The sequence below is a fragment of the Faecalicatena contorta genome (genome assembly GCF_021531995.1).
GTDB classification, from domain to species: Bacteria; Bacillota; Clostridia; order Lachnospirales; family Lachnospiraceae; genus Dorea_A; species Dorea_A contorta_A.
In genome coordinates this window covers 1-26,012 of sequence record NZ_JAFBIZ010000001.1, presented here as the reverse complement: position 1 = coordinate 26,012, position 26,012 = coordinate 1, and the positions used below count along the sequence as shown (strand labels likewise).

The window sequence follows — 26,012 nt, the reverse complement described above, 5'->3', positions numbered from 1 at the left end:
GCGGCAACACATACATGGATGATTTTTCAGAGAATAATCTGATGTGCGATATAATTGGAGGAGAAATGAAAATGAGTAAAAAACCAACAGTACTTATGATCTTAGACGGTTATGGATTAAATGAGAAAATTACCGGAAATGCCGTGGCAGAGGGCAAGACTCCGGTTATGGATAAATTAATGGCAGAGTATCCGTTTGTAAAGGGAAATGCAAGTGGAATGGCAGTTGGACTTCCGGATGGACAGATGGGTAATTCTGAGGTTGGTCATCTGAATATGGGAGCAGGTCGTATCGTATATCAGGACCTGACCAAGATTACAAAAGCAATTCAGGATGGAGACTTTTTTGAAAATAAGGCACTCCTTGCAGCATGTGAAAATGTAAAGAAAAACAATTCTTCCCTTCATCTGATGGGACTGGTTTCTGACGGAGGCGTACACAGCCACAATGAGCATATCTATGGACTTCTGGAACTGGCAAAAAAGCAGGGAATTGAAAAGGTATATGTACACTGCTTCCTGGACGGACGTGATACACCACCGGCTTCCGGAAAAGGGTATGTAGAACAGCTGGAAACAAAGATGCAGGAGATCGGTGTCGGTGAAGTAGCTACGGTTATGGGGCGTTACTATGCAATGGACCGTGATAATCGTTGGGATCGTGTGGAGAAGGCTTATCGTGCTCTGGTATTCGGTGAAGGAGAAAAAGCGGTTGGAGGACCGGCTGGTATTCAGGCTTCTTATGACAAAGACGAGACGGATGAATTCGTTCTTCCTACAGTTGTTGTAAAAGATGGCGTTCCGACTGCAACGATCAAGAATGATGATTCGATTATATTCTTCAATTTCCGTCCGGACCGTGCAAGAGAGATCACAAGAACATTCTGTGATGAAGAATTTGCAGGATTCGATCGTGGAGAGCGAGTAAAAACTACATTTGTATGCTTTACGGAATATGATGTGACAATTGCAAATAAACAGGTGGCATTCGTAAAGGAAGAGATTACGAATACATTTGGTGAGTTCCTTGCAAAGAATGGAAAGAAGCAGGCACGTATTGCTGAGACGGAAAAATACGCACATGTTACCTTCTTCTTTAATGGCGGTGTAGAAGAACCAAATGAAGGCGAAGACAGAATTCTGGTAAAATCTCCAAAGGTAGCAACCTATGATCTGAAACCGGAAATGAGCGCTTATGAAGTATGTGATAAGCTGGTGGAAGCGATCAAATCTGGAAAATATGACGTGATCATTATTAATTTTGCCAACCCGGATATGGTAGGACATACCGGTGTGGAAGATGCTGCGATCAAGGCAATCGAAGCAGTAGATGAGTGTGTAGGCAAAGCTGTTGACGCAATCAAAGAAGTAGATGGGCAGATGTTCATCTGTGCGGATCACGGAAATGCAGAACAGCTGATCGATGATGAAACCGGTGAGCCATTCACAGCACATACGACTAATCCGGTGCCGTTTATTCTGGTTAATGCAGACCCTTCTCTGCGATTAAGAGAAGGTGGATGTCTTGCAGATATTGCTCCTACGCTGATTGAACTTATGGGTATGGAACAGCCGCAGGAAATGACAGGAAAATCCTTACTGGTAAGAGAATAAAGTATATTGTGAAAAGAATATAGTATCAAAGAGATAACAGGACGCAGTCTTAGACAGACTGCGTCCTCAGTTGCATTGACAGACCAGGATCCGCAAGCGTGTTCTGACCAGGAGGAGTTGATATATGAATCGAGATGTGATTAAGCTGATTGCGATGATTACCATGTTCTGTAACCATTTTGCACATGTGTTTCTGATTCCGGGAAGTCTTATGCATGAATGCTTGATTGATACCGGATATTTTACGGCGATTACCATGTGTTTTTTTCTCGTAGAGGGATATGGGTATACTAGATCGAAAGTGAAGTACGCACAGCGACTGTTTTTGTTCGGCTGTCTTTCGCAGATTCCATATTCTCTGGCACTAAAGACAGGGAATCTGAATATGATGTTCACGTTGTTTATTTGCTTTCTGTTGATCTGCGTGCTGGAAAATGTCAATGATCCTGCAGAGAGAAGAATCCTGGCTCTGCTTCTGGTTTTTTGTACTTCCTTTGCAGACTGGGCATGGCTTGCGGCGATTTTTACATGGCTGTTTGTATGGAGTAAAGATGACAGAAAAAAGACAATGATGTCTTATGCAGTGTCAGTGGTATTGTTTGGAACTACGAATCTGATATCGTGCGTTCCCTATTATTCGGTGCCGGAATCCCTGATGCACACGGTCATGAGCTGCGTGGGATTGATTGCTTCGGGAATCGTGATTCTGTATTTCTACAATGGAAAATGCGCTGTGGAAAAAGGAAGATATAAGAAATGGTTTTTTTACATTTTCTACCCGGGGCATCTTATGCTGTTATGGTTGATAAATCTATTATGGGTTTAAGGAGTAGAGTCATAATGAAGACGTATAAAACTTGTTTTTTGGATCTGGATGGGACGATCGTGGATTCTTCCATGGGAATTACAAATGCAGTGATCTATTCACTGAAGAAATTCGGTATCGAACCGCCGGAACGAAAAGAACTGTATTCTTTTATCGGTCCTCCATTGAGAGATTCCTATGCAAAATATTACGGATTTGATGAAGAAACGTGTCGAAAGGCAATTCTGTATTACCGAGAGTATTATCAGGATCAAGGAATTTATGAAAATCAGGTGTATGAAGGACTGGAGCCAACATTGAAAGCTCTGAAAGAGAAGCAAAAGAAGCTTGTTGTGGCAACTTCAAAACCAGAAGTTTTCGCAAAAAGGATCCTGGATTATTTTCATCTGACCGATTATTTTGATTATGTAGCAGGGATGGAGATTGGCGGAGGCAGGGCAACAAAAGTGGAAGTGATCGAATACGCGCTGCAGGCATGTAAGATTGAGAATCGGTCTTCTGTAATTATGGTGGGAGACCGTATGCATGATGTGACGGGTGCAAAGCTGGCAGGGATTGATTGTATCGGGGTGTTGTATGGATTCGGGAGCCGGGAGGAACTGGAACATGCAGGGGCTTCGTATATCGTAGAAACACCAAAGGATATTCTGAAAATCGTCTAAATATAAAAAAAGTAATGTGATTCACTTGACAAAGAGAAGCGATATTGTTATGATTAAAAAACAGAACGCACTCTGTTTTTGAAAAATGTTGAAGAGAGGTGCAATATGCAAAGAGTTTATTCATTATTGGTAGATAACAATTCTGGTGTATTAAGCCGTATATCAGGTCTGTTCAGCAGACGGGGATACAGCATCGACAGTATCTCTGCAGGCGTTACCGCAGATCCAAGATTTACCAGAATTACAATTGTGGCAAGCGGAGATGAGTTGATCTTATCGCAGATTGAAAAGCAGGTTAGAAAGCTGGAGGATATCATTGAGATCAAGGTTCTGGATCCGGATAATTCTGTGTATCGTGAATTGATTATGGTAAAGGTTCGTGCGAATAAAGCAGAACGGGCAGAGATCATATCGGTTGCAGATATTTTCCGTGCGAAAATCGTTGACGTTGAGAAGGAGTCTCTTATGGTAGAGCTTACCGGTACAAAGTCCAAGCTGGAGGCTTTCCTGAACCTGTTGGAGGGATATGAGATCCTTGAACTTGCAAGAACAGGTATTACAGGTCTGACTCGTGGAATGAAAAATGTTACATTGATCGATCAGGAAGGTAATATTGAAAAGATTTAATTCAGCTATTAAACAGGGTATTGCTCTGTTTAACAATATAAAGCAAATTATTTTAATACAAATTTAGGAGGAATGCTAAAATGGCAGCAAGAATTTTTTATCAGGAAGATTGCAATTTATCTGTATTAGAGGGAAAGAAAATTGCGATTATCGGTTACGGAAGCCAGGGACATGCACATGCCCTTAACTTAAAAGAATCTGGATGTGATGTTATCATTGGTCTTTATGAGGGAAGCAAATCCTGGGCAAAGGCTGAAGCACAGGGATTTGAAGTATTTACAGCAGCAGAGGCAGCTAAGCAGGCTGATATCATCATGATCCTGATCAACGATGAGTTACAGGCTGATATGTACAAGAACGATATCGAACCAAATCTGGAAGAAGGTAACATGCTGATGTTTGCACATGGTTTCAACATTCACTTCGGATGCATCAAACCGCCGAAGAATGTAGATGTTGCAATGATCGCTCCTAAGGCACCTGGACACACTGTAAGAAGCGAGTATCAGGCTGGAAAAGGAACTCCTTGTCTGATCGCTGTTGAGCAGGATTACACAGGAAAAGCATGGGATAAAGCAATGGCTTATGGTCTTGGAATCGGTGGAGCAAGAGCCGGACTTCTTGAGACAAACTTCCGTACAGAGACTGAGACAGACCTTTTTGGTGAGCAGGCAGTTCTCTGCGGTGGTGTATGTGCATTGATGCAGGCTGGTTTTGAAACACTTACAGAAGCAGGATATGATCCGAGAAATGCATACTTCGAATGTATTCATGAGATGAAGCTGATCGTTGACCTGATCTATCAGAGTGGTTTCGAAGGAATGAGATATTCTATCTCTAATACAGCTGAGTATGGTGATTATATCACAGGACCGAAGATCATTACAGAAGATACAAAGAAAGCTATGAAACAGATCCTGACAGATATCCAGGATGGTACATTTGCGAAAGAATTCCTGCTTGATATGTCACCGGCAGGACGTCAGGTACACTTCAAGGCTATGAGAAAACTTGCATCTGAGCATCCGGCAGAGAAGATCGGTAAAGAGATCAGACAGCTGTACAGCTGGAACGGAGAAGATAAGCTGATCAATAACTAATTATCGGCTGAATTGAATATTATAGAAAGATGAAAACAGGACGCAGCCTACGCCGCGTCCTGTTTAGATTATGAAAAAAATCAAGAATGCAAAAAAAACAGCCACTGACGGGATGGCTGTTTCTCATGCAACTCTTTTTTTATTATTAAGCAATTCCGTTAACAGCTTTCGTTAAACGGGAAATCTTTCTTGAGCATGTATTCTTGTGATATACACCCTTGCTTCCTGCCTTGTTGATTTCAACGATTGCAACTTTTAATGCCTCTGCAGCAGCAGCGGCATCCTTGTTAGCTACAGCTGTTTCAACTTTCTTTACGCAAGTTTTTACTTTAGATTTGATTGCTTTGTTTCTAGCAGCTTTTGTTTCGTTTACTAAAATTCTTTTCTTTGCAGATTTAATGTTAGCCAATTTGTCCACCTCCGATATCATATATTTCGATCTTCATCGATTTTCCAGTTCGTTAGAGCCGGACACGGACGTTCTAACGAAATATACGAATCTATTTTAGACCAAGTATTGTGTTCTGTCAATACATATTTCCCAAAATATTGGAAAAAATATAAACCATCAGTTCAGCCATGATAGAGATTAAGTGCGAGCCATGCTTGCATGAGTGAGCATATAATCTCTATTATGGGGTGAGCGCCCGTATATGAGCAAAAAGAGCTGCGAAGCAGCGGAAAAACGTGGAGCGCGTTTTGCGAATGGGCGCGTCTGAACAGATGAGAAGCGGAGGGTAGCTGCGGAGCGGAGAACAATAATGACATCAAGAAAGGAAAACATCATGATTGAAAAATATAGTATTCGAACTGATCTGGCATTAGAACAGAAGGAACGATTTGAATCTGATCACGTGGAAGTCCAGGGAGTTATACTGGAGGAGTCATATAATGAAGAAAAGGAGATCAAGGTCACTACAGTAAAAATCGAAACGGAAAAAGGCGCCAGAATCATGCAGAAGCCGGTTGGTACTTACATTACGATGGAAGTTCCGAACATGGTCGTTCCGGATGAAGATTATCACCGGGAGGTTTCGAAAGAGCTTGCCGGATACCTGGAGACATTTGTGAAAAAGCTTGTCGGGAAAAGAGAAAAGGACTGTTCAGTACTCATAGCAGGCCTGGGAAATCGGAAAGTGACTCCGGATGCACTTGGCCCGTATGTTGTTGATCATCTGAATATTACCAGGCATATTGTACGTGAATATGGAAAATATGCAATCGGAGAGGATGATATCCGTCTGGCAAGTGCTATTGTGCCGGGCGTGATGGCACAGACCGGTATGGAGACGGTTGAGATTATGAAAGGGATTGTGTCAGAGACGAAACCGGATCTGATTATTGCGATAGATGCGCTTGCTGCGCGAAGTTCCAGACGACTGAACCGTACGATTCAGATTGCTGATACAGGGATCCATCCAGGCTCAGGAGTTGGAAACCATAGAAATGCGATTACCAGAGAGTCAGTTGGAGTTCCAGTGATCGCAATAGGTGTTCCCACGGTTGTGGATGCAGTAACGATTGTCAATGATACGATGGAGAATCTGATCGCCGCACTGGAAAGTTCAGAGACGCTGAAAGGAGTGGGTGTAGTAATGCAGGGATATAATGCGGCAGAAAAATATGACCTGATCAGAGAATTGATATCACCGCATCTGAACGGATTATTTGTGACACCAAAGGATATCGATGAGACCGTAAAAAGGATCAGTTATACCATATCAGAATCGTTAAACATTCTTCTTTCCGGAGGGACATGCTCATAATATGCAAAAGTTGCTCATATAGTGATAGAAGAAGGAAAGGCAGAGTGATGATGTGGGTGCAAAGCAAAAACAGAAGTTTGCCAGAATGGCTGTGATCGCTGCTGCCGGTATCGGTGCAGTATACCTGATAGAAAAGAGCCCGAAACCGGCAGAAGAAGAGATTATGGATCATATGAATTATCTTGTGATGGATGTTGCAAAACAGACCTATCTTGCATCATTTGTATATGTTGAGGAAGAAAAAAAGATGTCGTTTCATCAGTGGATTGCCGGAAAATCCATGCAGCTGGTCCCATTGGGGATGTATATAGAGGATAAAAAAGAGATTCTGACGGATATTGAGGATCAGGAAACTTATGAGATGATACTTGCAAAACAGGCAAATGATGAAAATGCCATTGATGAAAACGGAAATCTGATCGGTGAAGACATACAGTCTCAGGAAACCGTTACTTCTTCTGGAACGGCGATCGATACTTCTATGGAGAGATTGTCCGACTATGAATATCTGCTTGGTAATTTTTATACAGTTGACAGCAGTACCATGGCAGATCCGGAACTGATGAATGCAAAGAAGCTTATGGCAAAAGACCTGAAGATCGATTCCTCGTCTGATAGTCCAAAGGTGTTAATCTATCATACACATTCGCAGGAGGCATTTGCTGATTCTGTCGCTGGAGATGTAAATACAACAATCGTTGGAATCGGGAGCTATCTGGCAGAAATACTGAATCAGAAATATGGGATCGAAACCATGCACCATACAGGTGTTTATGATTATGTTGACGGGAAACTGGACAGAAGTAAGGCGTATCAGCTTGCGGAACCAAATATCCAGGCTATTCTCTCAGAAAATCCGAGTATTGAAGTTGTCATTGATCTGCATCGTGATGGAGTTGCAGATACCACACATCTGGTGACACAGATTAACGGAAAACCAACGGCGCAGATCATGTTTTTTAATGGGCTTAGCAGGACGAGAGCAAATGGAGACATCAGTTATCTGGCGAACCCATACATAGAAGATAATCTGGCATTTTCTCTTCAGATGCAGATTGCGGCAACAGATAAGTATCCGGGCTTTACCAGACGTATATTTCTTCGGGCATATCGGTACAATATGCATTTAAAACCGAAGACACTGCTGATTGAGGCCGGAGCTCAGACGAATACAGTGGAAGAGATGAAGAATGCAATGGAGGTTCTTGCTGATACGCTGAGTATTGTGTTGACAAAGTGAATATATCACCTTTTTATCATGATCTGTTTTGCATGGCTTCGGAAGAAAAAAAGAGTTAGTGTAGACGAATACATTTTTTTTGTGCTAATATAATCGCAGCATGGAAAAGTCTGTGAAACAGACGGAAAGCATAGAAAGGATATAGTAGGAATGGCGAAAAAGAATACATATGATGCAGAGAGTATTGCCATCTTGGAGGGACTGGAGGCGGTCAGAAAAAGACCGGGAATGTATATAGGAAGTGTGTCAACAAAGGGATTGAATCATCTGATCTATGAAATTGTTGATAATTCTGTGGACGAACATCTGGCCGGATACTGCAGTGAGATCCGGGTGACGCTTGAAAAAGACGGGTCTGCAACGGTAGCGGACAATGGGCGTGGAGTTCCGGTTGATCTTCATGCAACGGGTGTTTCTGCAGAACGAGTTGTATACACGACACTTCATGCGGGCGGTAAGTTTGATGATTCTGCATATAAGACCAGTGGAGGACTCCATGGAGTGGGATCCTCTGTTGTCAATGCACTTTCTGTGTACATGGATGTGGAGATCAGCAGAGATGGCTACGTACATCATGACAGATATGAGAGAGGAAAGCCGGTCATCGAACTGGAAGACGGACTGCTTCCAAAGATTGCAAAAACGAGAAAAACCGGTACGAAGGTAAACTTTCTGCCGGATGATACCATATTTGAAAAGACAAGATTCAAAGCTGAAGAAGTAAAAAGCCGTATGCATGAGACGGCATATCTGAATCCATCTCTTACGATTATATTTGAAGACAGGCGCGGAAGTGAAGTAGAACATATTGTGTACCACGAGCCGGACGGGATTCTGGGATTTATCCGTGAACTGAACAGTAAGAATGAGTCGGTTCATGAGCCGGTATACTTTAAAGGAACAGCAGAAGGTATTGAGGTAGAAGTGGCCTTTCAGTATGTGAATGAATTTCATGAGAATGTTCTTGGATTTTGCAACAATATTTATAACGCGGAAGGCGGAACACATCTGACCGGATTTAAGACTACTTTTACGACGGTCATCAATCAGTATGCCAGAGAATTGGGGATCCTGAAGGAAAAGGATTCTAATTTTACGGGTGCAGATATTCGAAATGGAATGACGGCGATCGTTTCGATCAAGCATCCGGATCCGAGATTTGAAGGGCAGACCAAGACAAAGCTTGACAATCCTGATGCGGCGAAGGCCTGCAGTAAAGTGACAAATGATGAGATTATCCGGTATTTTGACCGTAATCTGGAGACGCTGAAAAAAGTCATCGGATGTGCCGAGAAGGCAGCAAAGATCCGAAAAACAGAAGAACGTGCCAAGACGAATCTCCTGACAAAACAGAAGTATTCTTTTGACAGCAATGGAAAGCTTGCCAACTGTGAGAGCAGAGATGCCAGCAAGTGTGAGATCTTTATTGTTGAGGGAGATTCTGCAGGAGGATCGGCCAAGACTGCACGTGACAGGATGTATCAGGCGATTCTGCCGATTCGGGGAAAGATTCTGAATGTGGAAAAAGCGAGCATTGATAAGGTTCTTGCAAATGCAGAGATCAAGACAATGATCAATGCGTTTGGCTGTGGATTCTCGGAAGGATACGGCAATGATTTTGATATAAAAAAGCTTCGTTATGACAAGATTATTATCATGGCGGATGCCGACGTGGACGGAGCACATATTTCAACGCTGCTTCTTACTCTGTTTTATCGATTTATGCCGGAACTGATCTATGAGGGTCACGTATATATTGCGATGCCTCCTCTATATAAAGCTATGCCCAAAAAAGGGGAAGAAGAATATCTGTACGACGATAAGGCACTGGAACGATATCGCAAGACACATGAGGGGCCATTTACACTTCAGAGGTACAAAGGTCTTGGAGAAATGGATGCTGAACAGCTGTGGGAGACTACTCTGAATCCGGAGAGTCGAATGCTGAAGCTGGTTGAGATCGAGGATGCAAGAATGGCATCCAGTGTGACAGAGATGCTGATGGGTTCTGAGGTGCCGCCAAGAAGAACATTCATCTTTGAAAATGCTACAGAAGCGGAGCTTGATATTTAAAAAGGAAAATATGTATAGAAAAGTGTTGGAGAAGTGTAGGAGATAAAAAATGCAGGATTCACAGATAATCAGAACGGAATATTCTGATGTAATGAAAAAATCATATATAGATTATGCGATGAGTGTCATCGTTTCCCGTGCTCTGCCGGATGTCAGAGACGGATTAAAGCCGGTGCAGAGGCGTACGCTTTATGATATGTACGAGCTTGGAATCCGGTATGATAAGCCGTACCGGAAATGTGCCCGTATCGTCGGAGACACCATGGGTAAATACCATCCGCATGGGGACAGTTCTATCTATGAAGCGCTGGTTGTCATGGCGCAGGATTTTAAAAAGGGCAGAGTACTGGTCGACGGTCATGGCAACTTTGGATCCATCGAGGGAGACGGAGCCGCAGCTATGCGTTATACAGAAGCGCGTCTTGCAAAGATCACACAGGAAGCGTATCTGGCAGATCTGGATAAAGATATCGTTGATTTTGTTCCGAACTTTGATGAGACCGAAAAAGAACCACAGGTGCTTCCGGTTCGTATTCCGAACCTGCTGATAAACGGAGCGGAGGGAATTGCGGTTGGTATGGCGACCAGTATTCCGACGCACAATCTGGGAGAAGTGATCGATGGCGTTAAGGCATATATGAAAAATGACGAGATCAGCACCAGGCAGTTGATGAAGTACATCAAGGGACCAGATTTTCCGACCGGCGGGATCGTTGTGAACAAGGATGATCTTTTGCAGATCTATGAGACAGGAACCGGAAAGATCAAGATTCGTGGAAAAGTAGAGGTTGAAGAGGTGAAAGGCGGTAAAAAGCGCCTGATCATTACAGAGATCCCATACACGATGATCGGAGCCGGGATCGGCAAGTTCCTGAATGATGTCTGCGCTCTGGTAGAAACTAAGAAAACGACAGACATTGTAGATATCTCCAATCAGTCTTCCAAAGAAGGAATCCGAATTGTCATTGAACTGAAAAAAGGAGCAGATGTAGAGAATCTGAAGAATATGCTTTATAAAAAGACGCGTCTGGAAGATACATTCGGAGTAAATATGCTTGCAGTAGCAGATGGAAGACCTGAAACAATGGGGCTTAAGCGGATCATTGAACATCACGTGGATTTTCAGTTCGAGATGACAACCAGAAAGTATCAGACACTTCTGAAAAAAGAGCAGGATAAAAAAGAGATCCAGGAGGGTCTGATCAAAGCATGTGATGTCATAGATCTGATTATTGAAATACTGCGCGGAAGTCAGAACATCAAAGATGCAAAAGCATGTCTGACCAAAGGGCTTACAGAGAATATCAAGTTTAAATCCAGCATTTCCAAAAAGATGGCTTCCATGCTCCGATTTACAGAGAGACAGGCAACTGCGATTCTTGAAATGCGTCTGTATAAGCTGATCGGTCTGGAGATCGAGGCTCTGATGAAGGAACATGAAGAGACTCTGAAAAACATTGTAAAATTCGAGGACATCCTGAATCACTATGACTCCATGGCGAATGTGATCATAGAAGATCTGGATAAAATAAAGAAGGAATATGCGACAAAGCGCCGGACAGTCGTTGAAAATGTCGAAGAAGCGGTGTATGAGGAAAAGAAGGTCGAGGAACAGGAAGTGATCTTCCTGATGGATCGATTCGGATATGCAAAAACGGTGGATATCAGTACCTATGAGAGAAACAAAGATGCGGCTGATCAGGAAAATAAATATATATTCAGCTGTATGAATACCGGGAAGATCTGTCTTTTTACCAATACCGGAAAGATGCATCAGATCAAGGTTATGGATCTCCCGTATGGGAAGTTCCGTGATAAAGGACTTCCGATTGACAATGTGAGCAATTATGACAGCACCCAGGAGGAGATTGTATATTTGTGTGACGCGGAACAGATGCGTTATGCGAAGATCTTTTTTGCTACAAAGCAGGGAATGATCAAAAAAGTCGAGGGAACAGAGTTCCAGGTTGCAAAGCGAACAATAGCAGCAACGAAACTTCAGCCGGAGGATGAACTTGTCAGTGTTCAGGTCATTACGGATAATCAGCAGATCGTATTACAGACCAAAGATGGATATTTTCTTCGCTTTTCGGCAGAAGAGGTGACGGATAAGAAAAAAGGAGCTGTCGGAGTACGCGGAATCCGTCTGAAAAAGAATGATGAACTGGAACAGGCATATCTGTTTGAGGAAGGAACAGAGTGCAGAATCACATATAATGAAAAAGAAGTAACCCTGAATCGGTTGAAGCTTGCAAAGCGGGATGGAAATGGGACGAAATACAGAGGATAAACAATATGATACAGAATATCGAACCACATGAATATAGAAATGAATACCGGCCACAGCCGCCGGAAGATGACAGTATACTGTTATATTATGAAGGAAGAAGAATACTGATCAGAACAGAAGATGATGAGATTGCCTTTCTGACGTTTGGTGAGGCCAAAAAATACAGTAGTGAGATCTGGAAGAATTATACGTATCTGTTTTCCATCGACGGTCAGAGATACTATCTGGCGAATGGAATTGATCCGGATAATTTTCCGGAATATCACCTGGAAGATAAGCAGTATTTTCGAAGTGCCAGACCCAAATATCGGCAGTTTGCAGCTTTAACAGGATGGCAGCTCTATCGCTGGTATCAGTCACGGCGCTACTGTGGCCGATGTGGAGAGCTTATGATTCAGGATGAAAAGGAGCGTATGATGCGTTGTCCGCAGTGTGGACTGATGGAATTTCCGAAGATCTGTCCGGCAGTCATTATCGGGCTGACACATGGCAATAAGATTCTGATGTCAAAATATGCCGGAAGAGAATATAAAAAGTATGCACTTCTTGCAGGATTTAATGAAATCGGGGAGTCGATTGAGGAGACCGTTCGCAGAGAAGTTATGGAGGAAGTTGGTCTGAAAGTAAAAAATATCCGATACTATAAAAGTCAGCCGTGGTCATTTACAGATACACTGCTGCTTGGATTTTTCTGCGAATTAGACGGAGATGATTCTATTACGCTGGATCAGGATGAGCTTGCTCTGGCGGAATGGTTTGAACGGGAGAAGATGCCGGTAAAGGAAGAAGACTTAAGCCTTACAAATGAAATGATGATGGCATTTAAAAACGGAGACGTATAGGAGATAAGATAGATTTTGCAAAAAAAGAGATTTCTTGAAGAAACGCTTGATTTTCAGGATATGAAGTGCTATACTTATTTCTAGTAACATAAGTCAATCGGCAGAAGAGTGAACGCAAAGTTCACTCTTCTTTGTTTGATAAGGAGGAATTTTACATTGTCAAAAAGAGAAGTTTACGAACAGAAAACAGAAGAGATTTTGCAGCCGATCGTGGAAGAACATGGATTTGAACTGGTGGATGTGGAATATGTAAAAGAAGGAAGCAACTGGTATCTGCGTGCATATATCGATAAGCCGGGCGGAATTACGGTAAATGACTGTGAGACGGTGAGCAGAAAACTTTCAGATATTCTGGATGAAAAGGATTATATTGATGATGCATATATTCTGGAAGTCAGTTCCCCGGGGCTTGGAAGACCACTGAAAAAGGAGAAAGACTTTAAGCGGAGTCTTGGCGAAGAGGTTGAGATCCGCACTTATCGAATGATTGAAAAACAGAAAGAATTTACCGGTATTCTCAGAGCTTATGATGAAACGACAGTAACGATAGAGATGGAAAACGGAACAGAAAAGACATTTGAAAAAGGCAATATTGCTTTAATTCGACTGGCTTTTGATTTTTAAGGATCAGATAAAGGAGGAAATATCATGAATACAGAATTATTAGAAGCATTGAATATCCTGGAGAAAGAGAAAGACATCAGCAAAGAGACTCTGCTGGATGCAATTGAAAATTCTCTTATGAATGCATGTAAGAATCATTTTGGAAAGACGGACAATATCAAACTGATCATGGACAGAGAAACCTGTGATTATCAGCTGTATGCAGAAAAAACGGTCGTAGAAGAAGTGGAAGATAAGCTGGAACAGATCAGCCTGGAAGCTGCAAAGCAGATTGACAGTAAATATGAGGTTGGTGATGTGGTTCATGTTCCGATCGAATCCAAAGCGTTCGGACGTATCGCAACACAGAATGCGAAAAACCTGATTCTTCAGAAAATTCGTGAAGAAGAACGAAAAGTCGTATATGATCAGTATTTTGAAAAAGAGAAAGATATTGTTACAGGTGTTGTACAGCGTTATGTTGGGAAAAATATCAGCGTTAACCTTGGCAAGGCAGATGCAATGCTGACAGAGAATGAGCAGGTGAAAGGCGAGGTGTTCAAACCGACAGACCGTATCAAACTGTATATTGTAGAAGTAAAGAACACAACAAAAGGACCGAAGATCCTGGTATCACGTACACATCCGGAACTGGTAAAACGTCTGTTTGAATCAGAGGTAACGGAAGTGAAGGATGGTATCGTAGAGATCAAGAGTATTGCCAGAGAAGCAGGAAGCAGAACCAAGATTGCAGTGTGGTCCAATGATCCGGATGTAGATCCGGTGGGTGCATGCGTAGGTATGAACGGAGCCAGAGTGAATGCTATCGTCAATGAACTTCATGAAGAAAAGATTGATATCATTAACTGGAGCGATAATCCGGCAATCTTTATTGAAAATGCTCTGAGTCCGGCAAAAGTCATCTCTGTAATGGCAGATCCGGATGAAAAGACTGCAAGTGTAATCGTTCCGGATTATCAGTTGTCACTGGCAATTGGCAAAGAAGGACAGAATGCAAGACTGGCAGCAAGACTTACCGGATATAAGATCGATATTAAGAGTGAGACACAGGCGATTGAATCTGGTGAACTTCCGGAAAACTATATGGAACTGAGTGAAGGTGTTTATGAAGAGGAATATGAAGAGCCTTACGAGGAAGAATATACAGAAGAAGATCCGGAGATCGAATTTGAAGAAGTAGATGATATAGAGGAATAGGTGAAGTGCGTGGGTGCAAATAAGAAACTGCCTATGCGTAAATGCGTAGGCTGCCAGGAAATGAAGAGTAAAAAAGAGATGATTCGTGTCATTCATACTTCACAGGGAGAATTCCTTCTGGATGCAACCGGAAGAAAGAATGGAAGAGGAGCTTACCTTTGCCCGTCAAAAGAATGCCTGGAAAAAGCAGTGAAAAACAAAGGTCTGGAGCGTTCTTTTAAGCAGGCAATTCCGAAAGAAGTGTATGAAGCATTGGAAAAGGAGTTGGAGTCACTTGAGTCAGAATAGAGTTTTGTCACTCATCAGTCTGGCAACGAAAGCGGGTAAAACCGTAAGCGGCGAGTTCTGTACGGAAAAAGAAGTTAAGACAGGAAGGGCAGTACTTGTGATTGTTGCAGATGATGCTTCTGATAATACAAAGAAAAAATTTAAAAATATGTGTGACTTTTACCGGGTGCCGATTTATTTTTATAAAGATAAAGATACCCTGGGGCATGCAATGGGAAAAGAATTTCGTGCTTCTCTCGCCATTTTGGATGAGGGATTTGCAAAAGGGATCAGGAAGTATATGGACACAGAAGATAATACAATTGCATAGAGGAGGCAGACAATATGTCAAAAATCAAAGTATATGAATTAGCGAAGGAATTGGGGGTTTCCAATAAGGAAATCGTTGATTTCCTGAAAAGTAAAAACATAGAAGTACGAACACATATGAGTGCAGTAGAGGAAGCAGATGCAGAAGCAGTCAGAAAGGCTTTTCCGAAGGGTGAAAAGAGTGTAGAGAAGACAGAGGCGGAAGCTCCGAAGAAGAAGAATATTGTACATGTGTTCCGTCCGCAGAACACACAAAACGGTGGTAAGCAGGGAAGAAGACCTGGTGGAAACAGACAGAATCCGTCACAGGGCAGACCATTACAGGTGAATAACGGACGTCCGGCAAAGAAACCGGCAGCCGGGGCATCTGCAGAGAAGCCTCAGACTGAGAAACGTTTGGAAAAACCACAGCAGAAGCCGGCTGAAAAGCCACAGGAGCAGGTAAAACGTCCGGTGGTACAGCCACAGGAGAAGCCGGAGGCAGAAAAGCGTCCGGAAAAACCGGTAGAAAAAGTGCAGGAGAAGCAGACGGTTTCCAATGAAAAAAATCAGGCTCCGAGACGTCAGGAAAAAAGTGAAAGAACTTTTGACAGACGATCAGACAGCCGTGATACAAGACCGGTACGTGACGGAAGAGACGGCCGTGACAGCCGTGATAGCAGAGAAACTCGCGAAAACAGAGAAAATCGTGATAACAGAGACGCCCGTGACAACAGAGGCGGACAGAGATTTCAGCGTGGAGATCGTCCACAGAACGGACGTCAGGAGCGATTTGGTACAGATCGTGACGGAAGAGACGGCCGTGACAGCCGTGACGGAAGAGACGGCCGTGACGGAAGAGACAGAAATCAGGGACGTAAGCAGGGAGAAAGATCAGACAGACGCGGCAGTGACAGAAGAAATAATTCCAGTATTCCGGCACCTGCAATCGAAGGTCAGAAGCCACAGAGGAGCAAGGGAAAGGGTAAGGACGATTATAAGAAAAGAGACTATCGTCATGGAGATGACGAGGACGGCATGATGAAGGGCAAAAAGAAAAATGAGCCGAAACAGCAGCTTCAGAAGCCGCAGCAGAAAGCTCAGAAGGTGGAAGAAGAAGTAAAATCCATCGTAATTCCGGAAGTTCTTACAATTAAAGATCTGGCTGATAAAATGAAGATCGTTCCTTCTGTCATTGTAAAGAAATTGTTTATGCAGGGTAAGATTGTAACCGTTAACCAGGAAATTGATTACGAAACTGCAGAAGAGATCGCACTGGAGTTCGATGTTCTCTGTGAGAAGGAAGAGGTTGTAGATGTAATCGAGGAACTTCTCAGGGAAGATGAAGAGGACGAAAAGAAGATGAAAAAACGTCCGCCGGTTGTATGTGTTATGGGTCACGTTGACCATGGTAAGACATCTCTTCTGGATGCAATCCGTCATACCAATGTGATTGACAAAGAAGCGGGAGGAATCACACAGCACATCGGTGCATATGTTGTAGAGATCAACGGGGAGAAGATCACATTCCTCGACACACCGGGACATGAGGCATTTACGGCAATGCGTATGCGTGGAGCAAGTTCTACGGATATTGCGATCTTGGTCGTTGCTGCAGACGATGGTGTGATGCCGCAGACCGTAGAAGCAATCAACCATGCAAAAGCCGCAGGTGTTGAGATTATTGTTGCGGTAAATAAGATTGATAAGCCAAGTGCAAATATCGAACGTGTGAAACAGGAACTGACAGAATATGAACTGATTCCGGAAGACTGGGGTGGAAGCACCATCTTTGTACCGGTATCTGCCAAGACTGGAGAAGGACTGGAAGATCTGATGGAGATGATCGTTCTGACGGCTGAAGTGATGGAACTTAAGGCAAATCCGAATCGTCGTGCAAGAGGTCTGGTTCTGGAAGCAAAACTGGATAAAGGAAGAGGTTCCGTGGCAAATATTCTGGTGCAGAAGGGAACTTTGAGAGTTGGGGATTCTATTGCTGCCGGCTCTGCACATGGTAAAGTAAGAGCCATGATGGATGATAAGGGTAAGCGTGTAAAAGAGGCAGGTCCTTCTACTCCGGTAGAAATTCTGGGACTCAATGACGTTCCGAATGCAGGAGAAGTATTTGTCGGATGTGCTAACGATAAAGAAGCAAGAAGCTTTGCAGATACATTTATCTCTCAGAGTAAAGTAAAACTTCTGGAAGATACGAAGTCCAAGTTGTCTCTGGATGATCTCTTTACACAGATTCAGGAAGGTAATCTGAAAGAACTTGGCATTGTAGTCAAAGCGGATGTTCAGGGATCTGTGGAAGCAATTAAGCAGAGTCTTCTGAAGCTTTCCAATGATGAAGTTGTGGTGAAGATTATTCATGGAGGTGTAGGTGCAATCAATGAATCCGATGTCAGCCTGGCATCTGCGTCAAATGCAATCATCATTGGATTTAATGTCCGTCCGGATGTAACTGCAAAGGAGACTGCAGACAGAGAAGGTGTAGATATCCGTCTGTATCGCGTCATTTATAATGCGATCGAGGATGTGGAGGCTGCTATGAAGGGTATGCTGGATCCTGTATTTGAAGAGAAGGTACTGGGTCATGCGGAAGTGCGTCAGACATTCAAGGCTTCCGGTGTCGGAACGATTGCCGGTTCTTATGTGCTTGATGGAACATTTGAAAGAGACTGTTCTGTACGTCTGACTCGTGACGGAATCGTAATCTTTGAAGGACCGCTGGCATCTCTGAGACGTTTTAAAGATGACGTAAAAGAAGTGAGAGCCGGATATGAGTGTGGATTCGTATTTGCCAACTTTAATGATGTGAAGGAAGGCGACCTTGTAGAAGCATTTAAGATGGTCGAGATTCCAAGATAATTCAGGGAGTAATATATGAGAAAAAGAAGTATAAAGAATACCCGGGTAAACACAGAAGTTCAGAGAGAACTCAGCAACATTATCCGTGGCGGGATCAAAGACCCGCGTGTTGCACCATGGACTTCTGTGGTAACCGCTGAGGTTGCCCCGGATCTGAAAACATGTAAGGCATACATCAGTGTGCTGGGAGACGAACATGAGCAGGAACAGACAATCCTGGGACTGCAGAGTGCGGAAGGATATATCCGCCGGGAACTGGCAAGAACATTGAATCTCCGGAATACACCGGAGATCCGGTTCGTGCTGGATCAGTCGATTGAATATGGCGTTAATATGTCGAAAAAGATCGAAGAAGTAACCAGAGGCTTGAAAACGGAAGGTGATGATACCGATGAATATTCTGAATAAGATGTTAATGGATGCCGGTTCTGTTGCAATCGGCGGCCATGCTCGTCCGGATGGTGACTGTGTGGGTTCATGTCTTGGGCTGTATCAGTATATCCGCGAGAACTGTAAAGACAAAAGAGTAGATGTTTATCTGGAAGAGATTCCGGAATCCTTTCAGTTCATAGAAGTTGCAAAAGAGATTCGGCACGAGATACCAGAAGAGCAGACGGTTTATGATCTGTTTATCTGTCTGGATTGCGGTGACAAGGACAGACTGGAATTTTCTGTACCACTGTTTGATGCTGCAAAACATACGCTTTGCGTGGATCATCATATCAGTAACAAAGGATTTGCTGAGGAGAATTATGTAGTTCCGGATGCCAGTTCCACTTCTGAACTTATCTGCAGACTGCTGGAAGAGGATAAAATTTCTCTTGAGACAGCTTCTTCTTTGTATCTGGGAATTGTACATGATACAGGCGTATTTCAGTATTCCTGTACGAGTCCGGATACGATGCGGATAGCTGCAGGGCTTCTGGAAAAAGGGGTGGATGGTCCGAGAATCATACAGGATACATTTTATGAGAAGACATATGCACAAAACCAGATCCTAGGGAGAGCGCTCCTGGAAAGTATTGTGTTTATGGACGGAGCATGTATCGCTTCTTATGTAAAAAATAATGTTATGGAATTCTATGGAGTGACGCCCAAGGATCTGGAGGGGATTGTAAGCCAGCTTCGGGTGACAAAGGGCGTTGAAGTGGCCATTTTCATGTATGAGCAGAAAACGAATATCTATAAAGTGAGTCTCCGGTCAAAAGATAAGATAGATGTAAGCCGTATTGCGCAATATTTTGGCGGAGGAGGTCACCGGAAAGCTGCAGGCTTTACTATGCACGGATCACCTCATGACGTACTGAATAATCTGTCTGAGCAGATTGAACTGCAGATGAGGAAGACAGTAGAGTAACAGGAGTGTTATATGATACATGGGATATTAAATGTGTACAAGGAAAAAGGCTATACATCTCACGATGTGGTAGCAAAGCTTCGGGGAATTACAGGTCAGAAGAAGATCGGACATACGGGTACACTGGATCCGGATGCTGTGGGAGTACTTCCGGTCTGCCTCGGGAAAGCTACCAAGCTGTGTGATCTTTTGACAGATAAAGATAAGACCTATGAGACGGTTCTTCTTCTGGGTCAGTCTACAGATACACAGGATATCAGCGGACAGATTCTTGAAACGAATGATACGAAAGATCTGAGTGAAGAGATGGTATTCGCGGCCATAAATAGTTTTGCCGGAGAATATGAACAGGTTCCGCCGATGTATTCCGCTTTGAAGGTAGGAGGAAAAAAACTGTACGAACTTGCCCGCGAAGGGAAAGTGGTAGAGCGCAAATCCCGAAAAGTGATCATTCATGAGATAGAGATACTCGAGATACAGATCCCGAGAGTGAAAATGCGGGTGTCCTGTTCGAAAGGAACGTATATCCGTACTCTGTGCCATGATATAGGTGAAAAACTGGGATGCGGAGGCTGCATGGAAGAACTGACACGTACACGGGTAAGCCACTTTGAAATCGGAGAAAGTCTGACCCTGGATGAGATTGCCAGGAAGAAGCAGGAAGGCCGGTTAATGGATGTGATTACTCCGATTGACAGTATGTTTCTGCAATATCGTAAGCTTATCGTCAGAAAATCCTGGGATTTTCTGGCAAAGAATGGAAATTCCCTGCCATGCAGTGCGGTATACGGGGAGAATGGGAAGACTCCTCAGCCGGAATGTGACGGCGAATGTATCAGATTATATGATGAGCAGGAACATTTTATAGGGCTTTATAACTGGCAGGAGGAAAAGAAAGAATATCGGATTGTAAAGATGTTCTTTTGTGAGGAATAATTACGATTAGAGGGACAAACATGCAATATATCAGTTGGCTGTCACATTATCATGATGACAGAAAAACGGCGGTTACCTTCGGGAAATTTGATGGTCTGCACAGAGGACATCAGATTCTGGTAGATAAGGTACGCGAATTAAGTGAAAAGGAAGGTATCTGCAGCGTTGTATGCTCCTTTGACATGCATCCTTTGTGGGAGGGAAAAGGGATTTTCCCACAGGTGCTTATGACGGGGGAGGAACGCAAGGTGCATCTGAATGGAAAAGTGGATTATCTGGTAGAGTGTCCCTTTACGCAGAATTTTCGGCAGATGCATGCGGAAGATTTTATTCAGAACATTATAAAACAGCTTTTTCATGCAAAATATGTTGTGGTAGGAACTGATTTTCAGTTTGGATATGAAAAGCATGGAGATGTTCACATGTTGTCAAAGTATGCGAAGATCTTCGGATATGAACTGTTTGTGATGGAAAAAGAACGATATCATGACAGGATCATCAGCAGTACTTATATCAAGGAGGTCCTGAAGCAGGGAGACATGGAACTTGTCCGGAAACTTCTGGGATATCATTATAGTGTAAGCGGAAGAGTGGAGCATGGAAGGAAGCTTGGAAGAACGCTTGGTTTTCCGACATTGAATGTGTCATGGCCGTCGGATAAGATCGTTCCACCTTACGGAGTGTATCTGTGTTATATATGGATGGATGGGCGGAGATATCAGGGCATATCAAATGTAGGCGTGAATCCGACCGTGAGTGATCAGAACAGAGTGCTGACAGAAAGTTTTCTGTTTGATTTTCATGGAGATGCTTATGGAAAAGAAGTCACTGTTGAATTATTGAAGTTTTGCAGGTCGGAACGTAAGTTTGACACTGTGGACGAGCTGAAAAGCTGTATTGACAGAGATATAGAATCTGGGAAACATTTTTTCACATTTGAGAAATAAAGGAGAATACGAATGGGGATCACAACAATTTTTCTGCTGTTTGGAGGACTGGGTTTCTTCCTCTATGGAATGAAAATGATGAGCGAAGGTCTGGAAAAAGCAGCTGGCGCCAAGATGAGGAGTATCCTGGAGTTTTTTACAAAGAACAGATTTATAGGAATGGTAGTAGGAATCGTTTTTACTGCGATTATTCAGTCATCTAATGCGACTACGGTAATGGTGGTCAGTTTTGTTAACTCAGGACTCATGAATCTGATGCAGGCGTCAGGCGTTATTCTGGGTGCCAATATCGGTACGACAATAACCGGACAACTGATTGCTTTCAATCTGTCAGACATTGCACCATTGATAGTTATCATCGGTGTCATTATGGTAATGTTCTGTAAAAAGCAGAGTATCAAAAAAATCGGAGAAGTTATTCTGGGATTTGGTATTCTGTTCATGGGACTCAGTATTATGTCAGACAGCATGACGGCTGTAAAAAATTCACCGGAGATCCTGAATTTTCTCGCATCCCTGACGAATCCGTTTGCAGCGATCCTGGTAGGCTTTCTGATTACGGCAGTGCTGCAGAGCTCTTCTGCAACGGTAGGTATTATCCTGCTGATGGTGTCTCAGGGACTTTTGGAGTTTACGATATGTCCGTTTATGATTCTGGGCTGTAATATCGGTTCCTGTGTGTCAGCCCTGGTAGCGAGTCTCAGCGGAAAGAAGGATGCAAAGCGTGCAGCGCTGATTCATTTCCTGTTTAACCTGATTGGTTCAACAATCTTCTTCTGTATCCTGCTTGTTGCGATCAAACCATTTACAAATATGATTCTATACATATCCGGAGGCAGTCTGGCGCGTTCGGTTGCAAATGTTCATACGCTTATGAAGGTGCTTGAGGTGGCTATGATGTTCCCGTTCATGGGATGGATCGTGAAAGCAACCTATAAGATCGTGCCGGGGAAAGATGCAACGGCAGATGACGAATATGAGCTTCTTTATATCGGAGAGGGTTCCATGATGTCATCCACTACGGCTGTACGTGATGTAATACGCGAGATCGAACATATGGGAAAAGTTGCGATACAGAATCTGAAAACAGGTATGGAAGCGCTTTGTATGCTGGATGAAGAAAAGATGCGGGAAGTATACCAGAGGGAGAAATATGTGGATTTCCTGAACCGGAAGATTACCGATTATCTGGTCCGGGTCAATGAGATGGATCTGCCGATTGCGGATGCAGGACTGATTGGAGCTCTTTTCCATGTGGTAAATGATATCGAACGTATCGGTGATCATGCAGAGAACCTTGCAGATTCTGCAAAAATGAGAGTGGAAGAGGATGTTGAACTGAGCGACAAAGCCAAGAAACAGCTTCAGGATATGATGGATAAGGTTGTGACAATCCTGGAGTATTCACTGGATATGTTTACTAATGACAACCATGAACATATGCGTGAAATCTTAAATTTGGAAGATGAAATCGATGCAGAGGAAAAGAGACTTCAGAAAGCGCATGTGAAGCGTCTGACCAAGAATAAATGTACACCGGAAGCGGGAATGATATTCTCAGATACAGTATCCGGACTCGAACGTGTTGCCGATCATGCAACAAATATCGCATTTGCAATTCTGGAGCCGGACGGAAATGATCCGGAAGAAGAGGAAGAAGAATAATTGTAAATTTTTGCTTTACTTTATGTCTTCTGTATGATATACTTAACAAATGGTAAAAGCCGGTGTTCGGTAACTGGATACTCCAACCATTACTTAATATCAGGCGTTAAAGATTAGATTTTTAGGAGGATGTAACAATGATTTCAAAAGAACAGAAAGAACAGATTGTAGCTCAGTATGGAAGAACAGCCGGAGACACAGGTTCACCGGAAGTACAGATTGCAATTCTGACAGCAAGAATCAATGACCTGACAGAGCACTTCAAGAACAATCCGAAGGATCATCATTCAAGAAGAGGACTTCTGAAGATGGTTGGTCAGAGAAGAGGACTTCTTGCATATCTTAAGAAGACAGATATTGAAAGATATCGTACACTGATCGAAAAACTTGGATTGAGAAAATAATATCAGCTATTTTGGGACGTTCGGAAGGACGTCCCATTTTTTGGACTCAAATCAAATCAGATATTTTAAAATATGGTGGCATATTTCTGAGAACTATGGTATAATAATTAAGATTGTGAATTGATATAGTTTATCCGAGACCACTGAAAAGTGTATTTGCAGAAAAGTATATTTTTCAGTAGTTTCGGGAAAATTCGGTTCACAGAAGATTTCATAAAAGGAGAATAATATGTATAAGAAGTTTGAAATGGAATTAGCCGGAAGAACTCTGAGAGTTGATGTCGACAGAGTAGCGAAACAGGCGAACGGTGCAGTTCTGATGCACTATGGTGATACTACAGTCCTTTGTACGGCAACTGCATCAGAGAAGCCAAGAGAAGGTGTTGATTTCTTCCCACTTAGTGTTGAGTATAATGAAAGATTATATGCTGTTGGAAAGATTCCGGGAGGATTTAATAAGAGAGAAGGAAAAGCAACGGAGAATGCAATCCTTACCTGTCGTGTGATTGATCGCCCGATGAGACCTCTGTTCCCAAAGGATTATCGTAACGATGTAACACTGGAGAATCTGGTTCTGTCTGTAGATCAGGACTGTTCACCGGAACTTACGGCGATGCTTGGAGCGGCAATTGCTACGACAATATCTGATATTCCGTTTGATGGACCGATCTCTACAACTCAGGTAGGACTGGTTGACGGAGAGTTTGTATTTAACCCTACTGCAGCGCAGAAGGAAGTATCCGATCTTGCTCTGACGGTTGCATCAACAAAAGAAAAAGTAATCATGATTGAAGCAGGAGCCAATGAGGTTCCGGAACAGACAATGATAGATGCAATCTTTGCAGCACATGAAGTGAACCAGCAGGTGATCGCATTTATCGATACGATCGTTGCAGAATGTGGAAAGCCGAAGCATGCATATGAGAGCTGTGCAGTTCCGGAAGAGTTATTCGCTGCAATCAGAGAGATTGTAACACCGGCTGAGATGGAAGAAGCTGTGTTCACAGATGATAAACAGACAAGAGAAGAGAATATTCGTGTGATCACTGCAAAACTGGAAGAGGCATTTGCTGAAAATGAAGAATGGCTTGCAGTTCTTCCGGATGCTATATATCAGTATCAGAAAAAGACGGTTCGCAAGATGATCTTAAAGGATCACAAGCGTCCGGATGGCAGAGAGATCGATCAGATCAGACCGCTGGCTGCAGAGATTGATCTGATTCCGAGAGTGCATGGTTCCGCAATGTTTACACGTGGACAGACACAAATCTGTAATATTACAACACTTGCACCTCTTGCTGAGGCACAGAGACTCGATGGTCTGGATGAATCTGAAACCACTAAGAGATACATGCATCATTACAATTTCCCGTCTTACTCTGTAGGTGAGACAAGACCTTCCAGAGGACCGGGACGTCGTGAGATCGGACATGGAGCGCTTGCTGAGCGTGCACTGATTCCGGTACTGCCGGATGAGACAGAGTTCCCATATGCGATCCGTACCGTATCTGAGACATTTGAATCCAATGGATCCACTTCACAGGCAAGTGTATGTGCATCTTCTATGTCATTGATGGCTGCAGGTGTTCCGATCAAATCTGCAGTTGCAGGTATTTCCTGTGGTTTGGTAACGGGAGATACCGATGAGGATTATCTTGTACTGACAGATATTCAGGGCCTGGAAGACTTCTTCGGAGATATGGACTTCAAGGTTGCAGGAACGCATAAGGGTATCACAGCAATTCAGATGGACATCAAAATTCATGGATTGACAAGACCGATCATTGAAGAAGCAATCGCAAAGACTAGAAAAGCAAGACTCTACATCATTGATGAGGTAATGTCCAAAGCAATCGCAGAACCAAGACCGGAAGTAGGACCGTATGCACCGAAGATTATCCAGATGCAGATCGATCCACAGAAGATTGGTGATGTAGTGGGACAGCGAGGAAAGACAATCAATGCAATCATTGACCAGACAGGCGTTAAGATTGATATTACAGATGATGGCTCTGTGTCCATCTGCGGAACAGATGCAGAGAGCATGGATAAGGCACGCAAGCTGATCTATATCATTGTTACAGACTTTGAAGCTGGACAGGTTCTGGAAGGAAAAGTGGTCAGCATCAAAGAATTTGGTGCATTCGTAGAATTTGCACCTGGAAAAGAAGGAATGGTACACATTTCCAAGATTTCAAAAGAAAGAATCAATCGAGTAGAGGATGTGCTGACACTCGGAGATGTAGTAAAGGTGGTCTGCCTTGGAAAAGACAAGATGGGAAGAATGTCCTTCAGCATGAAAGATGTAGCTGAATAAAAGTGTAAAATTAGCACATGGCATTTGATGATGAAAGCATCAGATGTCATGTGCTTTTTTTTGGTATAAGTATACGTAT

General features: G+C 43.1%; 23 protein-coding genes. 22 read left to right on the top strand and 1 reads right to left on the bottom strand.

Annotated elements, in window-relative coordinates:
• Positions 1–71 precede the first annotated feature (71 nt).
• From gpmI to ilvC, 5 genes are all read left to right on the top strand, one after another.
• Complete coding sequence (gene gpmI, locus JQM82_RS00115) at positions 72–1,613, top strand: 2,3-bisphosphoglycerate-independent phosphoglycerate mutase (RefSeq protein ID WP_235247772.1); 1,542 nt, start codon at positions 72–74, stop codon at positions 1,611–1,613.
• A 124-nt stretch (positions 1,614–1,737) separates the two neighbouring features.
• Positions 1,738–2,439 carry a TraX family protein gene (locus tag JQM82_RS00110; RefSeq protein WP_235247771.1) on the top strand — a complete coding sequence of 234 codons (702 nt, stop codon included), beginning with the start codon at positions 1,738–1,740 and terminating at the stop codon, positions 2,437–2,439.
• A gap of 14 nt (positions 2,440–2,453) precedes the next feature.
• Entirely contained in the window at positions 2,454–3,101 is a 648-nt protein-coding gene (locus JQM82_RS00105) for an HAD family hydrolase (protein WP_235247770.1), read from the top strand.
• A 105-nt stretch (positions 3,102–3,206) separates the two neighbouring features.
• Positions 3,207–3,728, top strand: a complete 522-nt coding sequence (gene ilvN, locus JQM82_RS00100; protein WP_235247769.1) for an acetolactate synthase small subunit — start codon at positions 3,207–3,209, stop codon at positions 3,726–3,728.
• Between the two features lie 80 nt (positions 3,729–3,808).
• On the top strand, positions 3,809–4,828 hold the full coding sequence (gene ilvC, locus JQM82_RS00095) for a ketol-acid reductoisomerase (RefSeq protein ID WP_235247768.1): 1,020 nt from the start codon (positions 3,809–3,811) through the stop codon (positions 4,826–4,828).
• A 145-nt stretch (positions 4,829–4,973) separates the two neighbouring features.
• Here ilvC and rpsT read toward each other — a convergent pair whose 3' ends face one another.
• Positions 4,974–5,237, bottom strand: a complete 264-nt coding sequence (gene rpsT, locus JQM82_RS00090; protein WP_235247767.1) for a 30S ribosomal protein S20 — start codon at positions 5,235–5,237, stop codon at positions 4,974–4,976.
• A 376-nt stretch (positions 5,238–5,613) separates the two neighbouring features.
• Here rpsT and gpr point away from each other — a divergent pair, with 376 nt between their 5' ends.
• From gpr to JQM82_RS00005, 17 genes are all read left to right on the top strand, one after another.
• On the top strand, positions 5,614–6,594 hold the full coding sequence (gene gpr, locus JQM82_RS00085; protein WP_235247847.1) for a GPR endopeptidase: 981 nt from the start codon (positions 5,614–5,616) through the stop codon (positions 6,592–6,594).
• A gap of 52 nt (positions 6,595–6,646) precedes the next feature.
• The gene (gene spoIIP, locus JQM82_RS00080; RefSeq protein ID WP_235247766.1) at positions 6,647–7,834 is read left to right on the top strand and encodes a stage II sporulation protein P; all 1,188 of its coding nucleotides are present in this window, start codon (positions 6,647–6,649) and stop codon (positions 7,832–7,834) included.
• 150 nt (positions 7,835–7,984) lie between these two features.
• Positions 7,985–9,907: a DNA gyrase/topoisomerase IV subunit B gene (locus tag JQM82_RS00075; RefSeq protein ID WP_235247765.1), complete on the top strand. Its 1,923-nt coding sequence runs from the start codon at positions 7,985–7,987 to the stop codon at positions 9,905–9,907.
• 49 nt (positions 9,908–9,956) lie between these two features.
• On the top strand, positions 9,957–12,197 hold the full coding sequence (locus tag JQM82_RS00070) for a DNA gyrase/topoisomerase IV subunit A (RefSeq protein ID WP_235247763.1): 2,241 nt from the start codon (positions 9,957–9,959) through the stop codon (positions 12,195–12,197).
• A gap of 5 nt (positions 12,198–12,202) precedes the next feature.
• Positions 12,203–13,039 carry an NAD(+) diphosphatase gene (gene nudC / locus JQM82_RS00065; RefSeq protein ID WP_235247762.1) on the top strand — a complete coding sequence of 279 codons (837 nt, stop codon included), beginning with the start codon at positions 12,203–12,205 and terminating at the stop codon, positions 13,037–13,039.
• Positions 13,040–13,195: 156 nt separating this feature from the next.
• Positions 13,196–13,663, top strand: a complete 468-nt coding sequence (gene rimP, locus JQM82_RS00060) for a ribosome maturation factor RimP (protein ID WP_235247761.1) — start codon at positions 13,196–13,198, stop codon at positions 13,661–13,663.
• Positions 13,664–13,687: 24 nt separating this feature from the next.
• Positions 13,688–14,860 (top strand): transcription termination factor NusA, encoded by a 1,173-nt coding sequence (gene nusA, locus JQM82_RS00055; protein WP_235247760.1) that lies wholly within the window; start codon positions 13,688–13,690, stop codon positions 14,858–14,860.
• Between the two features lie 33 nt (positions 14,861–14,893).
• Positions 14,894–15,148, top strand: a complete 255-nt coding sequence (gene rnpM / locus JQM82_RS00050; protein WP_235247845.1) for an RNase P modulator RnpM — start codon at positions 14,894–14,896, stop codon at positions 15,146–15,148.
• Positions 15,135–15,458, top strand: a complete 324-nt coding sequence (locus JQM82_RS00045) for a L7Ae/L30e/S12e/Gadd45 family ribosomal protein (RefSeq protein ID WP_235247759.1) — start codon at positions 15,135–15,137, stop codon at positions 15,456–15,458. The genes rnpM and JQM82_RS00045 overlap by 14 nt, the downstream gene beginning before the upstream one ends.
• Positions 15,459–15,472: 14 nt before the next feature.
• Positions 15,473–18,307 (top strand): translation initiation factor IF-2, encoded by a 2,835-nt coding sequence (gene infB / locus JQM82_RS00040; RefSeq protein WP_235247758.1) that lies wholly within the window; start codon positions 15,473–15,475, stop codon positions 18,305–18,307.
• Between the two features lie 15 nt (positions 18,308–18,322).
• Positions 18,323–18,715 (top strand): 30S ribosome-binding factor RbfA, encoded by a 393-nt coding sequence (gene rbfA / locus JQM82_RS00035; RefSeq protein WP_235247757.1) that lies wholly within the window; start codon positions 18,323–18,325, stop codon positions 18,713–18,715.
• Positions 18,699–19,664 (top strand): DHH family phosphoesterase, encoded by a 966-nt coding sequence (locus JQM82_RS00030; RefSeq protein ID WP_235247756.1) that lies wholly within the window; start codon positions 18,699–18,701, stop codon positions 19,662–19,664. Before rbfA ends, JQM82_RS00030 begins: the two co-directional genes overlap by 17 nt.
• A 12-nt stretch (positions 19,665–19,676) precedes the next feature.
• Entirely contained in the window at positions 19,677–20,600 is a 924-nt protein-coding gene (gene truB / locus JQM82_RS00025; protein WP_235247755.1) for a tRNA pseudouridine(55) synthase TruB, read from the top strand.
• A 20-nt stretch (positions 20,601–20,620) separates the two neighbouring features.
• The gene (locus JQM82_RS00020) at positions 20,621–21,547 is read left to right on the top strand and encodes a bifunctional riboflavin kinase/FAD synthetase (protein ID WP_235247754.1); all 927 of its coding nucleotides are present in this window, start codon (positions 20,621–20,623) and stop codon (positions 21,545–21,547) included.
• A gap of 12 nt (positions 21,548–21,559) precedes the next feature.
• Entirely contained in the window at positions 21,560–23,212 is a 1,653-nt protein-coding gene (locus tag JQM82_RS00015) for a Na/Pi cotransporter family protein (protein WP_235247753.1), read from the top strand.
• Positions 23,213–23,349: 137 nt separating this feature from the next.
• Complete coding sequence (rpsO, locus tag JQM82_RS00010) at positions 23,350–23,616, top strand: 30S ribosomal protein S15 (RefSeq protein WP_235247752.1); 267 nt, start codon at positions 23,350–23,352, stop codon at positions 23,614–23,616.
• 229 nt (positions 23,617–23,845) lie between these two features.
• Complete coding sequence (locus JQM82_RS00005; protein WP_235247751.1) at positions 23,846–25,933, top strand: polyribonucleotide nucleotidyltransferase; 2,088 nt, start codon at positions 23,846–23,848, stop codon at positions 25,931–25,933.
• Positions 25,934–26,012 lie beyond the last annotated feature (79 nt).

Bases quoted from the DNA above. Each gene is read 5' to 3' on its own strand.
- gpmI (WP_235247772.1), top strand. From the start codon at position 72: ATGAGTAAAAAACCAACAGTACTTATGATCTTAGACGGTTATGGATTA.
- JQM82_RS00110 (WP_235247771.1), top strand. From the start codon at position 1,738: ATGAATCGAGATGTGATTAAGCTGATTGCGATGATTACCATGTTCTGT.
- JQM82_RS00105 (WP_235247770.1), top strand. From the start codon at position 2,454: ATGAAGACGTATAAAACTTGTTTTTTGGATCTGGATGGGACGATCGTG.
- ilvN (WP_235247769.1), top strand. From the start codon at position 3,207: ATGCAAAGAGTTTATTCATTATTGGTAGATAACAATTCTGGTGTATTA.
- ilvC (WP_235247768.1), top strand. From the start codon at position 3,809: ATGGCAGCAAGAATTTTTTATCAGGAAGATTGCAATTTATCTGTATTA.
- gpr (WP_235247847.1), top strand. From the start codon at position 5,614: ATGATTGAAAAATATAGTATTCGAACTGATCTGGCATTAGAACAGAAG.
- JQM82_RS00075 (WP_235247765.1), top strand. From the start codon at position 7,985: ATGGCGAAAAAGAATACATATGATGCAGAGAGTATTGCCATCTTGGAG.
- JQM82_RS00070 (WP_235247763.1), top strand. From the start codon at position 9,957: ATGCAGGATTCACAGATAATCAGAACGGAATATTCTGATGTAATGAAA.
- nudC (WP_235247762.1), top strand. From the start codon at position 12,203: ATGATACAGAATATCGAACCACATGAATATAGAAATGAATACCGGCCA.
- nusA (WP_235247760.1), top strand. From the start codon at position 13,688: ATGAATACAGAATTATTAGAAGCATTGAATATCCTGGAGAAAGAGAAA.
- rnpM (WP_235247845.1), top strand. From the start codon at position 14,894: ATGCGTAAATGCGTAGGCTGCCAGGAAATGAAGAGTAAAAAAGAGATG.
- infB (WP_235247758.1), top strand. From the start codon at position 15,473: ATGTCAAAAATCAAAGTATATGAATTAGCGAAGGAATTGGGGGTTTCC.
- rbfA (WP_235247757.1), top strand. From the start codon at position 18,323: ATGAGAAAAAGAAGTATAAAGAATACCCGGGTAAACACAGAAGTTCAG.
- JQM82_RS00030 (WP_235247756.1), top strand. From the start codon at position 18,699: ATGAATATTCTGAATAAGATGTTAATGGATGCCGGTTCTGTTGCAATC.
- truB (WP_235247755.1), top strand. From the start codon at position 19,677: ATGATACATGGGATATTAAATGTGTACAAGGAAAAAGGCTATACATCT.
- JQM82_RS00020 (WP_235247754.1), top strand. From the start codon at position 20,621: ATGCAATATATCAGTTGGCTGTCACATTATCATGATGACAGAAAAACG.
- JQM82_RS00015 (WP_235247753.1), top strand. From the start codon at position 21,560: ATGGGGATCACAACAATTTTTCTGCTGTTTGGAGGACTGGGTTTCTTC.
- rpsO (WP_235247752.1), top strand. From the start codon at position 23,350: ATGATTTCAAAAGAACAGAAAGAACAGATTGTAGCTCAGTATGGAAGA.
- JQM82_RS00005 (WP_235247751.1), top strand. From the start codon at position 23,846: ATGTATAAGAAGTTTGAAATGGAATTAGCCGGAAGAACTCTGAGAGTT.